Source organism: Budvicia aquatica DSM 5075 = ATCC 35567 (assembly GCF_000427805.1).
GTDB classification, from domain to species: Bacteria; Pseudomonadota; Gammaproteobacteria; order Enterobacterales; family Enterobacteriaceae; genus Budvicia; species Budvicia aquatica.
The window spans coordinates 245,982-261,443 of sequence record NZ_KE386588.1; the positions used below are offsets into that span (position 1 = coordinate 245,982).

Sequence of the window (15,462 nt, forward strand, 5' to 3'; positions counted from 1 at the left end):
ATGTTAGACAGCCAAACTATCGCTATTGTTAAATCTACAATCCCTGTTCTGGTTGAAACCGGACCTAAATTAACCGGTTACTTTTATGAGCGAATGTTCAAACATAATCCTGAACTAAAAGATATTTTTAACCTAAGCCACCAGCAAAGCGGGGCTCAGCGAGAAGCATTATTTGGTGCTATTTGTGCCTATGCTTCAAATATTGAAAACCTGTCGGCAATACTCCCTGCCGTTGAACGTATTGCACAAAAACATGCCAGCTTTAATATTCAGCCAGAGCAATACAATATTGTAGGTCATCACTTGTTGGCGACCATTGATGAATTACTGCATCCGGGCACAGAAGTCATTGAAGCCTGGGGTAAAGCCTATCAGGTATTGGCCAACGTGTTTATTCAACGAGAAGCCCAGATCTACCAGCAAACCGCTGATGAACAGGGGGGTTGGAAAGGACTAAGAGAATTTCGCATCGTTAAAAAACAAAAAGAAAGTGATGTTATCACCAGCTTTGAACTGGCTCCGGTCGATAATAAGCCTGTTGTCGATTATGCTGCCGGCCAATATATTGCTGTCTATCTGCAAGGTGAGCAGTTGGAAAATCAAGAAATTCGTCAATACTCACTAACCCGCTCACCAAATGGTAAAACTTATCGAATTGCCGTAAAGCGAGAGGATCAAGGTAAGGCGTCGAACTACCTGCATAATGTTATTCAGGAAGGTGACATTCTGAGCCTGGCACCGCCATACGGAGATTTCTTTATTGATGTAAAACCGGAAGTATCGGTAGCTTTGATCTCGGCCGGCGTAGGGCTAACCCCGATGTTAGGCATGTTAAATACGCTAAAAGCACAAAATCATCAGGGGAATATTTACTGGCTGCACGCGGCAGAAAACGGCGCGGCTGCCGCATTCCGTAATGAAGTCACAGAGATTACTGATGCTATGGCTAACGTGCGCCAACAGGTTTGGTATAACCAACCCAACTCAGATGATATTGCCGGCATTGACTATCATCATCAGGGATTGATGCAGCTTGATATGTCGGAGCACCGTCTATTTAGCCGGGATATGCAGTATTATTTCTGTGGGCCGGTTGCGTTTATGCAATATATTGCCAAGCAGCTTACTCAGCGTGGAGTAAAAACCGAGCAGTTACACTATGAGTGCTTCGGCCCGCATAAAATTGTTTAATCTTAATTCGTAAAAGATGCCACCACGGCTATCCATGGTGGCACCATAGCCATAGCTAAATATCAGTAATTCGGTCATAGACAATCGCAATATCTTTTTTTATCTTTCTCCACACATCTGAATTAGCCTCATCATAGAGTTGATCTTCTGATTTCCAGCGCCCTTCAGAATAATCCTTATATTTTTTCGGCACATCCCCCGAATAGCTGAATTCAGTGTAGTAGGACGAGGCCTTTTCTTGATAGTTATTCTGATAAGAAAATGCGCCGGAAACGTTTAGCCGGGCACTAAGATCTAGGCGGTTTCGATTTTCAATCTCTTTGCGGTTGAATTTATATTCTTTATAGACATTTTTCTTTTCTAACTCGCCTTTATCATTTTTAACCATTTCATGGCTGACAACAATGTTTTCGCTTAAGGCTTCAGTACGGCGTTTCTCATGTTCTTTTTTATAATCAGAGTCGATTGATAAATTGATTACCACGTCAGCAGATGCGGCGGAGCTAGTGAAATCAATAAACGTATAGCGGAGCTCTTTTTCTACTTTAGATTGCAGACCTGAATCAGCCGCAATATAAACTCGAATCTGTCCCTTATTTTTGTAGTTATTCATTTGTAGCTGAGCATCGTTAACCTGCCCATATTTGGCATACGCTTTATAAGCATCAGCATACTTATCAGCCACTCTGCGATAATCATATTTTGAGGTTGCCGTACGACTCAGAGCTACCGCATCTTTATAGTGTTGATCTGATAACTGTTTTTTATCCTGCTTGTCATATTTAACCGCTAAGCTGCTACTGTTTTTATAACTCCCGTATTGCCTATAAGCTTCTTCAGCAGAGAAAAATGCCGTTGCTGCTGAAGCATAATCCTGAGTTTTTACCGCAGCTAATCCACGTTGGTAAAAATCATCAGCATTGAGCGTCGCGTATTTTTTATAATGGCTATCTCTTAGTTGTTTAATATCTTGGTAGTCATAATATTCAGCACCGGAAGAAAATGCCTTAGCAATGGCTAAGTGGCTATCCTTACCGCTTGGCTTAATGCTTTTACCTTTAAGATAGTATTGCTCAGCGATATTTTTATTCAGTTGTTCAATCGAGTACTTTCCGGTAAGAAAGCGAATATGATTATCGTAGAACCGATTATTTAAGCGCTTGCGCATCGATAATAAATTGTCATAGGCAGATATTTTAGTGCCATAGTCCCCATCAGAAGCGGTAGCAATCTTATTCTCATAGCGAATAACAATATTGTTCACCATTGAAAACATGCTTTCAGAATCGCTCTCGTTAGGCAGGGTCCCTTTCTTATCCAGATAGTCTGCAATGATGGAAACTGTTTCTTGATAATTACCACTTTTATAAGCATTTTCAGCTTGCTGAATAGCACAGCCGGAGAGCAATGAAATAATCAGGATAAAAAAAGATAATCGATACATGATAACGTCCTGTTAATTAAAAATTGGCAGAAGCAACAAGACATTAGCATGAATACAGGCAAGGTATTGATAAGATAGCGTAAGAAGTCAGTAAAACCCTATTTTACAAAAGGTCACGATTTATCGGGCAATTAAATAAATTACCCGATAAATAAATACGTTAGATTGCGTCTTCGTCCTGCTCGCCGGTACGAATTCTGACAACTCTGGCAACGTCAAAAACAAAAATTTTACCGTCACCGATTTTCCCGGTCTGAGCCCGATTCATAATTGTTTCGACACAGGTATCGACAATGTCATCTGCGACGACAATTTCAATTTTTACCTTTGGTAGAAAATCCACCATGTACTCGGCTCCGCGGTACAGCTCCGTATGCCCTTTCTGGCGCCCGAAACCTTTGACTTCGGTCACTGTCATACCGGTAATACCAACCTCTGCCAGCGCTTCCCGGACGTCATCTAATTTGAATGGTTTGATGATAGCGTCAATCTTTTTCATAACAGCAAATCCTTACCAGTTTTTACGGCCAAAGCCAGAGGTGATCGGATAACGCCGATCTTTGCCAAAATTACGCGCTGTTATGCGCGGGCCTACAGGAGCCTGACGACGCTTATACTCATTAATATCGACCAAGCGAATCACTTTGCGAACAATAGTCTCGTCAAATCCTTCGGCAACCAGCTGTTCTACCGACATATCATGTTCGACATAGCCATCCAAAATCTTATCCAGAACAGGGTAAGGAGGAAGACTATCATCATCCCGCTGGTCAGGAGCCAGCTCAGCTGACGGTGGACGGTCAATAACCCGCTGTGGAATAACATAAGAGCGGGTATTTCGGTACTCAGACAGCTTAAACACCAGCGTTTTTGGCACATCTTTTAATACATCAAAACCACCGGCCATATCTCCATAAAGTGTAGAATACCCTACGGCTATTTCGCTTTTATTTCCGGTTGTCAAAACAAGGCTACCGCGTTTATTTGATAGACCCATCAGGATAACGCCACGGCAACGAGCCTGTAAGTTCTCCTCGGTGGTATCTCGCTTAGTATCAACAAACATCGGGGCTAGCTGAGTCATAAAGGCATCAAATATTGGCTCTATAGAGATAATATCGAACTCGACACCTAAGATCTCCGCCTCTTCCCTCGCATCGTGAATACTCATTTCAGCGGTATAGCGGAAAGGCATCATCACGGCCTGAACTTTATCTTTGCCTAAAGCATCAACGGCGATAGCCAGCGTTAAGGCTGAATCAATACCACCGGAAAGGCCAAGGATGACGCCTTTGAATCCATTCTTGGTGACGTAGTCGCGAACGGCTAAAACCAGCGCATCATAAATCAATGACAGATCGCAAGCCTGAGGTGCAAGGTCTGGCATCGGTTCGATCCAAGTATTATTAAATTTTACCTGTAAGATCTGTTCCTGAAAAGCAGCCAAACGGTGAGTCATATCGCCAGAGGCATCAAAAACTTTGGAGCAGCCGTCAAAAATCAGCTCATCCTGACCACCAACCTGATTTAAATATATCAATGGCAATCCGGTACGACGGCAATGTTCAGACAGTAACTGGTTACGGATATATGGCTTTTCACGATTATAAGGAGAAGCATTAATCGACAGAATCATATCCACATTGGCCGCTTTGAGTTCATCTACAGGCCCGTTAAACCAGAGGTCTTCACAAATCAGTAGCCCTAATCGGTATCCCTTAAACTCAATAAAGCGGGTTTTATTATCGGCGTTGAAATAGCGTTTCTCATCAAATACGCCGTAATTAGGCAACTGCTGTTTATAATAACGGGTAACCAGATTTCCCTGCCAAAATAAGGATAGCGCGTTATATATCTGGCCACTTTGCTTAAAAGGATGGCCGACAATAATAGCAATATCGGAGGAGGCTGCCTGTAACCTGGCTAGCTGCTCATCACAGCGCTGATAAAGATCGTCGCGGTAAAGTAAATCCTCTGGTGGATACCCGGTAAGGGCCAACTCAGAAAACATCACAATATCTGCACCTGCTTGCTGTTGCTCATTAATAGTATGCAACATCCGCTGGGCGTTACCTTCGATATCACCCACCAGCCAATTTAACTGCGCTAATGCGATAGAGAGAGCTCTGCTCATATCAATTCACTGTTCGCTATCTGATTACAAAGACGAAAGTATAGATGACTCTCGTCCGGATTAAAAAAGATTAAGTTCTACTCTTTAAAATCATTCGCATCCAGTTCATGACGCGACAGTAATTTGTAGAATTCGGTTCTGTTGCGCCCGGCCATTCTAGCGGCGTGAGTCACATTTCCTTTGGTCATTTGCAGCAGCTTACGCAGATAAACCAGTTCAAATTGATTACGGGCTTCAGCAAAAGTAGGCAATGCCGTATTCTCACCTTCAAGGGCCTGCTCAACCAGTGATTCATTAATGACTGGCGTACTGGTTAAGGCGACACACTGTTCAATTACGTTAACCAGTTGACGAACGTTGCCCGGCCAACTTGCGGCCATTAAACGTTTCATGGCATCGGTAGAAAAACTGCGAACAAATGGCTTATGACGCTTAGCTGACTCACGTAATAAGTGGTCGGCTAATAACGGAATATCTTCAGCCCGTTCATTCAATGCCGGTATTTTAAGGTTTACTACGTTTAAGCGATAATAGAGATCTTCACGAAACTCACCTTTAGCCATTGCTTTCGGCAAATCACGGTGCGTCGCGGAAATAATGCGCACATCAATATCCAGATCTTTATTACTTCCCAGCGGGCGAACCTTACGCTCCTGTAATACTCTCAGCAATTTGACCTGAAGGGCCAAAGGCATATCGCCTATTTCATCTAAAAATAGCGTACCGCCGGTCGCCGCCTGAAACAGGCCATCACGACTGCTGACGGCGCCGGTAAAAGCCCCTTTAGCATGACCAAACAGCTCCGATTCCAGTAACTGTTCAGGCAAAGCGCCGCAGTTAATGGCGATAAAAGGTTTATTTCCTCTCGGGCTGGCGTGGTGAATCGCATTAGCCAGTACTTCTTTGCCGGTTCCGCTCAAACCATTAATCAAAACGCTGACGTCAGACTGTGCCACCATTTTAGCCTGCTCCAATAAGCGGAGCATAATCGGACTACGGGTAACTATTTGCTCCCGCCAGCTATCATCACCCGCCGGGATTTTAAGAATCAGTGCTTCATCGATCGCTTTATATAAAGCATCACGATCAACCGGCTTGGTCAGGAAGCTGAATACGCCCTGCTGAGTTGCGGCGACCGCATCAGGAATTGAGCCATGGGCGGTAAGAATAATCACCGGCATTCCCGGCTGGCGTTTTTGAATTTCAGCAAACAGCGCCATGCCGTCCATTTCATCCATACGTAAATCACTGATGACCAGATCAATCGGGTCGCGGGCCAAACGACGTAAAGCTTCTTGTCCGTTTTCGGCGGTTGTGACATTGAAGCCTTCGCTGGTCAGGCGCATCCCTAAAAGCTTTAATAAACTGGGATCGTCATCGACCAATAATAAATTTGCTGGCTTACGCTGTGTCATATCACCCAAGCTCCTTATAGAGGCTTATTGTTTTTGTGGCGGTGTATCTGGCTTAGCTGGTACCGGAGAAGTAGCCGCAGGTTGAGAGGTTACCGGCTGCTCACCTGCCGTTTTCGGGGTTGGTGATTTAACCTCTTCCTTTACTGCACTTTTCTCAGGCACTTCAGGGGGTACAGGCGCTTTAGGCGGCTCTGTTTTTTCTGCTGGAGGAGTAACTGACGGCTCAGTTGCCGCATCCGGCTTCGGATTTTCGATAGCCTCGCTATGAGAAGCTTCAGTCTGAGGCGTTTTACGCGAAGAGAGCTGGCGCTCAATATTCGTCAGGTTCTCCAACTTACGGGTTGTCTCGTTCAACTGGTGCTTCAGTTCCTGATGCTGCTCTTGTAAAGAGCCAAGCAGCGCATCACTACTTTCTTTTAATCGCTGGGAACGAAGCCGCTCATCAAACAGCGCTAACTCAAGGGTCTGTTCATCGCTCCATAGCTGAATCAACGGATAGACGTTATCCGGATAAACACCTCTGAAGCTCTTTAGCTGCTCCAGAGATTTTCGGCGTTCACTGCTGGTTGGCTCAGTTCGGGCCAACAAAATGGCGCGTTTAAACGCGCGATCCCATTTGACCACTTCATAGCCATAGGACTGAATTCGAGCGACTGGCGGCGTCAATGTTTGAACGCAGCTCATCAGTCTCAGCCAGTATAGCGAATTGGCATTAGTGTCATCGTTTTGATTCTGCCAAATAGCGCTGTCACAGCTAACGCGGGAATAATCACTGATCTTACGATCCGGCGCTTCGGTTTTTATGGAACCAGACAGGCTATTACTTAACGTTTGATTACTACAGCCAGCTAACATAACCGGTATAGCTAACACTGAAGCCAGTGCCAGAACGGCCTTAAGCTTACTCGACACAGAGGACACCGCCACTGTGGTTAATTTTAATCTGCTGTCTGAATTGTGTTGTATAGACCTTTTTCGCATTATGCATTACTTCTCAGCAGTTAACGGTAATTCAATTCGGAAACACACGTTAGCGTAATCAACATCGACTAGCACTAACTCACCATCCATTTGACGAATACAATCGCGAGCAATACTCAGCCCCAATCCGCTCCCTTTCACCGCGCCTTTTCGCTGGCGACTACCCTGATAAAAGGGCTCAAAAAGCATCGCTTTTTCCTGCGGCAGAATTTCATCACCGGTATTGGCTACGTCGATTTGAATAGATTGTCCAACCTGACGACTCATGATCCAAATGGTACCGGATTCCTCACCATAGTGCACCGCATTGGAGTAGAGATTATCAAGAACGCGCATTAATAGCACAGATTCTGCCCAACAATGGTCTTTAGCCAGTTGGCACTCAGTACGCATCGATTTAGCTCTGGCAGGCAGACTGTGGGCTGAAACGACGGCAGAAACTAATTCTTCGAGATCGATATGCTCTTTTTCTGTCAGTGAGTCAGACTGATTACGATTATAGTCCAGTAGCTGTTCAATTAGCTGCTGTAGATGACGACTGCTCTTATCAAGAATCTCGACCACTTCTTTTTGGTCTTCGGTTAACGGACCAACAACCTGATCGGCCAATAATTCAGTACCTTCTCTCATACTGGCGAGCGGTGTTTTAAGTTCATGAGAGATATGACGTAAAAATTCATGGCGCTGTGACTCCAGCCACGATAAACGCTCGCTTAGCCAGAGAATTCGTTGAGCCAAAGACTGAATTTCACGCGGGCCTTTAAACAGAGAAATATGACTTAATGACTTCCCTTCACCTAACCGATTGATCATACGCTCCACCGCTTTAACCGGGCCGATAATCATTCGGGTGAACAGAAATACCAAGAAAATACTGAGTAAAAATAGCAATAACGCTTGCTGGCCGAAAAAATAACCTTTATCGGCTATCGCCTGCTGAAGCTTTTCACCGCGGGTAAATATAACCGTTCTGGTGGCCTGAACCATCTCGGTATTTGATTTGGAGAAAGCCTCCAATAAAAGTGATGAATTATCATCCGGCCCGCTATTTTTGCAGCTAATCGCAGATAGCCCGGCCAGCTGTTCATGCAACATTTTATAATATTTTTCATCGGGCAAAATAGCCGCATGAACGTTCAGCATTTCGGCATATTGCTGACGCTGGTTGAGATAAAGTTTTTCCAGCGTTTTATCACCCAGTACGCAATATTGCCGATAACTCCGCTCCATGCTTAGCGCTAAGTTGGTCATTGCCTCACTGCGCTGAGCATCTTTCAGAGTCGTTCCGTTGATCTCAGCGGCTTGTTCGCTGAGCAAATCCAAACTTTTATATGCCTGATAGGCCAGAATCAATAAGGGCAGCAGCACCAGCAAGAAAGCCAGTAATACTAATTGACGCAGGGAATGAGGAAAACGGCTAAACTTTTTCAACGCAACGCTCTCACAATAAATCGCTCTTGTTATACCCAAAATAATTCGAGTTGCAGGGAGGCTGCAAGTGAATGAATCCCTAGGCGCTGACTAAAGTAAGTGACCGGGGTGAATGAATGTAGCCAACACACATGCAACTTGAAGTATGACGGATATAGATGCTAACCGACCTTTACGTAAGAAAATAGATTTATTCACTTATTTAACCAAGGATTTGTCCGGCACGGGTTAACCTATCGGTTTTAAACGCAAAAAAAAGCACTTATCCAATAAATGGTAAGTGCTTAACGAATATCGTTTATCTGTAATTGGTGTTCCCGAAGAATGCTTTCACACCCTTCGGGAGGAATACGTGGATGTCCTTATTTTTTCGTCTTCTGGTTGATGAAGGCTAAGCCAATCATCGGTAGACTTGACGAATAACATCCAAATGTGTCAATTATTGATGAAACACTGTTCATCGTAGCTAGACACAGGCTGGCACCTCACTCAACGTGTCGTCTGATGTTTGATAAGCTGCTTAAAGCAGTTGATATCGGTGTCGTAGACGATAGGTACCATGGCTTTGGCATCATTCGGAGGCTTATGTAGTTCAGTTTTCACTGCTCTGACATAAATAGTTGAATGAGCGACGAACTACTTAATGCACATGGCGTGCCAAGTTTTAGGTGAATCAAATAACTATATGATATATATGAATTAATATAATTATCACTTCGTTATCCCACTGATTGAGTTAACCAGACCGGCTTAACGATAGCCTTTTTGTCTCCAAATACCGACATACTTTGACTGATGTTATTTTTACAATATAAATCAATGAATTAAATGTCTCTCTTTTGAGACACCCGAATACCCGCATTGTCTGTATTTCCCAACATAAAATTAAAATACCTATAAAATCAAAGTATTAAAAAAGGCAACTTTCGTCACCTTTTTATGTTTTCACTTTGATTTTGTTTTTACTTCAATAGCTAAAACGCCATCGGTGAATTTAGCCTAGCTGTTTACGCGCATTGCGGAACAGTCTCATCCACGGACTATCTTCGCCCCACTCCTCCGGATGCCATGAATTACTGACGGTCCGAAACACCCTCTCAGGATGAGGCATCATTACGGTAATACGGCCGTCATTATTGGTCACCGCAGTAATTCCATTTGGAGAACCATTCGGATTGGCCGGATAATTTTCAGTGACCTTGCCGAAGTTATCAACATAGCGTAAAGCAATCAGACCTGACCGTTCCAGCGCGGATAAATGCTGTGCGTCACGGACTTCCACTCGCCCTTCTCCGTGTGAGACCACTATCGGTAATCGCGATCCTGCCATATCATTTAGGAATAATGACGGACTATTGGCAACTTCAACCAGGCTAAAGCGAGCTTCAAAACGGTCTGACAGATTGCGAACAAAGCGCGGCCAGTATTCAGCTCCCGGAATCAGTTCACTCAAATTAGACATCATCTGACAACCGTTACAGACGCCTAAAGACAACGTGTCCGGTCGGTTAAAGAAGGTTTCAAACTGGTCTCTGACCCGATCGTTAAACAAAATAGATTTAGCCCACCCTTCACCGGCCCCCAAGACATCACCATAAGAGAAACCACCACAGGCGACCAGAGTATGGAAGCCGTCCAGTGAAAGCGCACCACCCAGCAAATCGCTCATATGAACATCTACCGGCTCAAAACCGGCACGATGGAATGCGGCCGCCATTTCAACGTGTGAGTTAACCCCTTGCTCACGCAGTACCGCTAAACGCGGGCGGGCCTGCGTGAGAACATAAGGTGCCGCAATATCTTCATTAGGATCGAAGGTTAAACTGACGTTCAGACCCGGATCTTGGATATTCTGCTTAGACTGATGTTCTGAATCAGCACATGCCGGATTATCGCGTAAACGTTGCATCTGCCACGTAGTCTCAGCCCACCACATTCTCAGCGTTTGTCGGCTTTGCTGATACACAAGGTGATTACCATGACGGAGACAAATATCGTCTCCGCTAACCGCTTGGCCAATATGATGGACGCAATCTGCTAAGCCAAATTCAGCTAAGCATTGCTTAACGTGCTCAAGCTTATCCTGAGTAACCTGAATAACTGCGCCTAATTCCTCGTTAAACAACACCGATAGCATATCATCATCTAGCGATTTAAGATTGATATCCAGACCACAGTGACCGGCAAAAGCCATCTCAGCCAAAGTCACGATTAATCCACCGTCAGACTTATCGTGGTAAGCCAGCAAGGCACGCTCTGCAACTAATCTCTGAATCGCATTGAAGAAACCGGCCAGTTTATCAGCATCATGAACATCTGCAGGCTTCTCACCCAGCTGGCGATAAACCTGAGCCAGCGCTGTTGCACCCAAGCCATTACGCCCTTCGCCAAGATCGATAAGCAGTAGTGCATTATCACCTTTGTCTGTACGTAACTGTGGCGTTACCATCGCCCGAACATCTTCTATTCGAGCAAATGCCGTAATGACCAACGATAGAGGAGATGTCATCTCAACGGTTTTATCATCCTGCTGCCAGCGGGTTTTCATCGACATGGAATCTTTACCTACCGGAATAGTAATCCCTAACGCAGGGCAAAGCTCTTCACCGACCGCCCGGACGGCTTCATACAAACCGGCATCTTCTCCCGGGTGCCCGGCAGCCGACATCCAGTTAGCAGAGAGTTTAATACGCTTAAGCTCACCAATCTGCGTTGCCGCAATATTCGTTAGCGCTTCACCTACGGCCAGACGGGCCGATGCGGCGAAATCCAATAATGCAACGGGTGACCTTTCTCCCAGAGACATAGCTTCGCCATAATAGCTATCGTAGCTGGCCGTCGTTACCGCACAGTCAGCAACCGGAATTTGCCACGGCCCGACCATTTGATCTCTGGCAACCATACCGGTTACTGAACGATCGCCAATGGTGATTAGGAAGGTTTTCTCTGCCACCGCTGGCAAATGGAAGACCCGATGAACAGCATCTTCAAGGGTAATAGCCGAGCGGTCTAACCCATGTCCATTTGTCTTGAGTGTTTTTACATCCCGTACCATTTTTGGCGTTTTGCCCAATAAGACATCGAGAGGTAAATCAATCGGCTTATTGTCAAAATGGCTGTCATTCATGGTCAACTGGAGTTCTTCGGTTGCTTCACCAATGACAGCGTAAGGTGCCCGTTCACGTTGGCAAATTGCATCAAATAAAGGCAGTTGATCCGCAGAGACAGCCAGTACATAGCGCTCCTGAGATTCGTTACACCAAACTTCCAGCGGGCTCATACCGGGTTCGTCATTAAGGATATCACGCAGTTCAAACTTGCCACCGCGCCCGCCATCGCTGACTAATTCAGGCATCGCATTTGATAAACCACCGGCGCCAACGTCATGAATAAATAGAATCGGGTTGTTATGACCCATTTGCCAACAGCGGTCGATAACTTCCTGACAGCGTCGTTCCATCTCAGGGTTATCCCGCTGAACGGATGCAAAATCCAGATCGGCATCAGACTGCCCAGAGGCCATCGATGAAGCAGCTCCGCCGCCGAGGCCTATATTCATCGATGGTCCGCCCAGTACGATCAACTTAGCGCCGACGACAATTTCGCCTTTCTGAACGTGATCGGCTCGAATGTTGCCAATTCCACCCGCTAACATAATTGGCTTATGATAACCGCGCAGTTCCTGACCATTGTGGCTGGAGACTTTTTCTTCATAAGTACGGAAATAACCCAGAATTGCCGGGCGACCAAACTCGTTGTTAAACGCAGCTCCGCCTAAAGGCCCTTCTGTCATAATATCCAGAGCCGTTACAATGCGTTCAGGCTTACCGAAGTTTTGTTCCCAAGGTTGTTCAAAACCGGGAATACGCAGGTTAGAAACCGAAAAACCAACCAGACCCGCCTTCGGTTTGGCTCCCCGTCCGGTAGCACCTTCATCGCGAATTTCACCGCCGGAACCGGTTGCAGCCCCCGGCCAAGGTGAAATAGCTGTCGGATGGTTATGCGTTTCTACCTTCATCAGAATATGTGCTGCTTCCTGATGGTAATCATAAATACCTGAGGCCGGTTGGGCAAAGAATCGGCCGACCTCTGACCCTTCCATTACTGCCGCATTATCTTTATATGCCGATAAAACATAATCAGGCGTTTGCTCAAACGTATTTTTAATCATCTTAAATAATGACTTAGTTTGAGTTTTACCATCAATAATCCAGTCGGCGTTGAAAATTTTATGGCGGCAGTGTTCTGAATTGGCCTGAGCAAACATGTACAACTCAATATCCGTCGGATTCCGACCCAGACGGTTAAAGGCTTGCAATAAGTAATCAATCTCATCCGGCGCTAAAGCTAATCCCAGCTTTAGGTTGGCACTGTCTAATGCTTGACGGCCATTGGTTAAAATATCGATTTCAACCAGTGGTGCTGGCTGATGATGAGAAAAAAGGGCTTCGGCCTGATTGAAATCAGTAAACACCGACTCCATCATACGATCATGTAGTAACCCGGACAGCGTAAACCACTGGGCTTGGGACAGGGTGTCAGATTGAATGTAATAGGCGATTCCACGCTCAAGGCGCTCAACCTGCACTAAACCACAGTTATGTGCGATATCCGTCGCTTTAGATGACCATGGAGAAATGGTGCCCGGTCTTGGTGTAATCAATAATAAGCGACCTTCCGGTTGATGCCCGGCCAAGGAGGGACCGTATTGAAGTAAACGCTCCAGCTTTATAGTTTCATCACTGGATAGTGGAGCAGTCAGGTCAGCAAAATGAACATATTCAGCGTAAATATCACTAACCGGAAGTTGGGCTTCTTCACAAAGTGATAATAGTTTAGTGATACGAAAAGCGGATAAAGCTGGGGAACCGCGCAAAATTTCCATAGTAGATTGTCTCTAGTCTAAGGCTGAGCGAAGGAAAACTGCCGCCATTATAGAGAATCAATCACAATGACGAAACCGTTTGCGTAGCTATTATTTTTTGAAGCAGGAATCTCATCCTGAATACATAGTGTTTGCCAAGTCGCACTGAGTTGAGCAAAATGCGTCATTAGCATTTAAGTTCATCGATTCCTTAGCGACAAATAGATAGATAATTTCATTTAATATCAATAGATAAACAGCTGTACGGGATAATTCATACCAGAGCAGTTTGTATCGATACAAATATTCGTTCTGGCCGTATTCAGCAAAAATTCCACCTATAGAGAAAATTATTTGAAACCACTAAAGATCGGTTATCTGTTTATTGGTGTCGTGACCTTACTCGTGACTTTAGCACTGTGGCCCATGTTCCACTGGCATAGTAACGAGGAGTCTCAGATTCAAAAAATTCAAGCCCGTGGCGTACTGAATGTCGCGACGCTCAATGCGACCCCATATTATTACAAAGGTAGTAACGGACCCGGAGGTTTAGACTACGAACTGGCTAAACTCTTTGCCGAATACCTAGGCGTTAAGCTTAATGTTGAGACCAAACATAACATTACTAACCTTTTCCCTGAACTTGAAAATCAACAAGCAGATATTTTAGCTGCCGGGTTGATATACAACCCCGATCGAATGAAAGAGTACAGCACAGGTCCTGCTTATTACTCGGTATCCCAGCAGTTGGTTTACCGGCAAAACACGCCTAAGCCAAAATCGTTGGAGAATTTAAAAGGCCAGCTAACCGTAGTAACCGGTGCAGCCAGTATTTCAACGCTCCATCAGCTTAAAAAGAGCAAGTATCCGGAATTGGCATGGAATTCATCATCAACCAGTTCATCGATTGAATTACTTAAGCAAGTTGCTGACGGTGAACTCGATTACACCATCGCAGACTCTGTCACTATTGCTATTCTCCAACGGGTTTACCCGAATCTTGCCGTTGCCTTTGATATAACAGAGGAAGAACCGGTGATGTGGTATGTCAGAAATAGCGATGACAATAGTCTAAATGCCGCCATGCTCGATTTCTTCAACCAAATTATTGAAGACGGTACGCTGGCTAAGCTGGAAGAAAAGTATCTGGGACACGTTGGCGAATTCGACTATGTCGATACAAAAACGTTCTTGGATGCGATTGATAATGTCCTCCCGGGACTTCAGCCCCACTTTGAAAAGTATGCAACTAAAATTGACTGGCGGCTCGCTGCGGCAATTGCCTACCAAGAGTCACATTGGGATCCGCTGGCAACCTCGCCAACCGGCGTACGCGGGATCATGATGTTGACGCGTAATACTGCAGAATCATTGGGAGTGACCGATCGTCTTGATCCGGAGCAGAGTATCAAAGGCGGGATTACTTACCTCCAGCAGCTTATTGAGAAGATACCAAAAACTGTGCCTGAAGATGACCGAATATGGTTTGCGCTGGTTGCCTACAATATGGGATATGCCCACATGCTTGACGCACGTAGTCTCACCGCTCAGCAGGGAGCAAATCCGGACAGTTGGGCTGATGTTAAAAAAAGACTGAAGATGCTGAGTCAAAAGCAATACTACAGTAAAACTCGCTATGGCTATGCTCGCGGCCATCAGGCCTATCAGTTTGTTGAAAATATTCGCCGTTATCGGATCAGCCTGATCGGATATCTGCAAAAGAAGGAGAGCCAAATGGCTAATACCCTCTTAGCGGCAGCACAAGAAACTGAAATGGGCTCGTCTTACCCTGCCGTTAAACTTAGCCAGTTAAAGGCTACAACCCCCTAAATTAGGCCTGTCTCTTATACACAAGTCCCCGACCTATTCGTTGGGGATTTTTTTGAACTTTTTCTCTGTCTGTTGATCTTTCTTTATATTTCCTCTCATTCTTGATTTTAAAATGTTACTTTCTGACTGCTATTCATGGGCTAAACAGGTTTTCGGGCTGGCCAAACTTGGC

9 protein-coding genes are annotated in these 15,462 nt (G+C 45.2%); 2 read left to right on the forward strand and 7 right to left on the reverse strand.

Annotated features, from left to right (window positions below; translation table 11 throughout):
- On the forward strand, nt 1–1,191 hold the full coding sequence (gene hmpA / locus YWE_RS0124990) for an NO-inducible flavohemoprotein (protein WP_029096900.1): 1,191 nt from the start codon (nt 1–3) through the stop codon (nt 1,189–1,191).
- Between the two features lie 55 nt (nt 1,192–1,246).
- Here the strand turns inward: hmpA and YWE_RS0124995 are convergent, their stop codons facing one another.
- The 7 genes from YWE_RS0124995 to purL all read right to left on the reverse strand — a co-directional run bounded on the left by YWE_RS0124995 (nt 1,247) and on the right by purL (nt 13,481).
- Nucleotides 1,247–2,635, reverse strand: coding sequence for a hypothetical protein (locus YWE_RS0124995; protein ID WP_029096901.1), 1,389 nt, complete (start codon nt 2,633–2,635; stop codon nt 1,247–1,249).
- A 160-nt stretch (nt 2,636–2,795) separates the two neighbouring features.
- Entirely contained in the window at nt 2,796–3,134 is a 339-nt protein-coding gene (gene glnB, locus YWE_RS0125000; protein WP_029096902.1) for a nitrogen regulatory protein P-II, read from the reverse strand.
- Nucleotides 3,135–3,146: 12 nt separating this feature from the next.
- Complete coding sequence (locus YWE_RS0125005; protein ID WP_029096903.1) at nt 3,147–4,769, reverse strand: NAD+ synthase; 1,623 nt, start codon at nt 4,767–4,769, stop codon at nt 3,147–3,149.
- 77 nt (nt 4,770–4,846) lie between these two features.
- On the reverse strand, nt 4,847–6,184 hold the full coding sequence (gene glrR, locus YWE_RS0125010; protein WP_029096904.1) for a two-component system response regulator GlrR: 1,338 nt from the start codon (nt 6,182–6,184) through the stop codon (nt 4,847–4,849).
- 24 nt (nt 6,185–6,208) lie between these two features.
- Entirely contained in the window at nt 6,209–7,096 is an 888-nt protein-coding gene (gene qseG / locus YWE_RS28665; RefSeq protein WP_051323574.1) for a two-component system QseEF-associated lipoprotein QseG, read from the reverse strand.
- Between the two features lie 75 nt (nt 7,097–7,171).
- Nucleotides 7,172–8,596 carry a sensor histidine kinase gene (locus YWE_RS0125020; protein WP_029096905.1) on the reverse strand — a complete coding sequence of 475 codons (1,425 nt, stop codon included), beginning with the start codon at nt 8,594–8,596 and terminating at the stop codon, nt 7,172–7,174.
- Between the two features lie 994 nt (nt 8,597–9,590).
- The gene (gene purL / locus YWE_RS0125025) at nt 9,591–13,481 is read right to left on the reverse strand and encodes a phosphoribosylformylglycinamidine synthase (protein WP_029096906.1); all 3,891 of its coding nucleotides are present in this window, start codon (nt 13,479–13,481) and stop codon (nt 9,591–9,593) included.
- A 333-nt stretch (nt 13,482–13,814) separates the two neighbouring features.
- Between purL and mltF the strand changes: the two genes are divergently transcribed.
- Nucleotides 13,815–15,290 (forward strand): membrane-bound lytic murein transglycosylase MltF, encoded by a 1,476-nt coding sequence (gene mltF, locus YWE_RS0125030; RefSeq protein ID WP_029096907.1) that lies wholly within the window; start codon nt 13,815–13,817, stop codon nt 15,288–15,290.
- Nucleotides 15,291–15,462: the final 172 nt, after the last annotated feature.

Bases quoted from the DNA above. Each gene is read 5' to 3' on its own strand.
- hmpA (WP_029096900.1), top strand. From the start codon at position 1: ATGTTAGACAGCCAAACTATCGCTATTGTTAAATCTACAATCCCTGTT.
- glrR (WP_029096904.1), bottom strand. From the start codon at position 6,184: ATGACACAGCGTAAGCCAGCAAATTTATTATTGGTCGATGACGATCCC.
- purL (WP_029096906.1), bottom strand. From the start codon at position 13,481: ATGGAAATTTTGCGCGGTTCCCCAGCTTTATCCGCTTTTCGTATCACT.
- YWE_RS0125005 (WP_029096903.1), bottom strand. From the start codon at position 4,769: ATGAGCAGAGCTCTCTCTATCGCATTAGCGCAGTTAAATTGGCTGGTG.
- glnB (WP_029096902.1), bottom strand. From the start codon at position 3,134: ATGAAAAAGATTGACGCTATCATCAAACCATTCAAATTAGATGACGTC.
- YWE_RS0124995 (WP_029096901.1), bottom strand. From the start codon at position 2,635: ATGTATCGATTATCTTTTTTTATCCTGATTATTTCATTGCTCTCCGGC.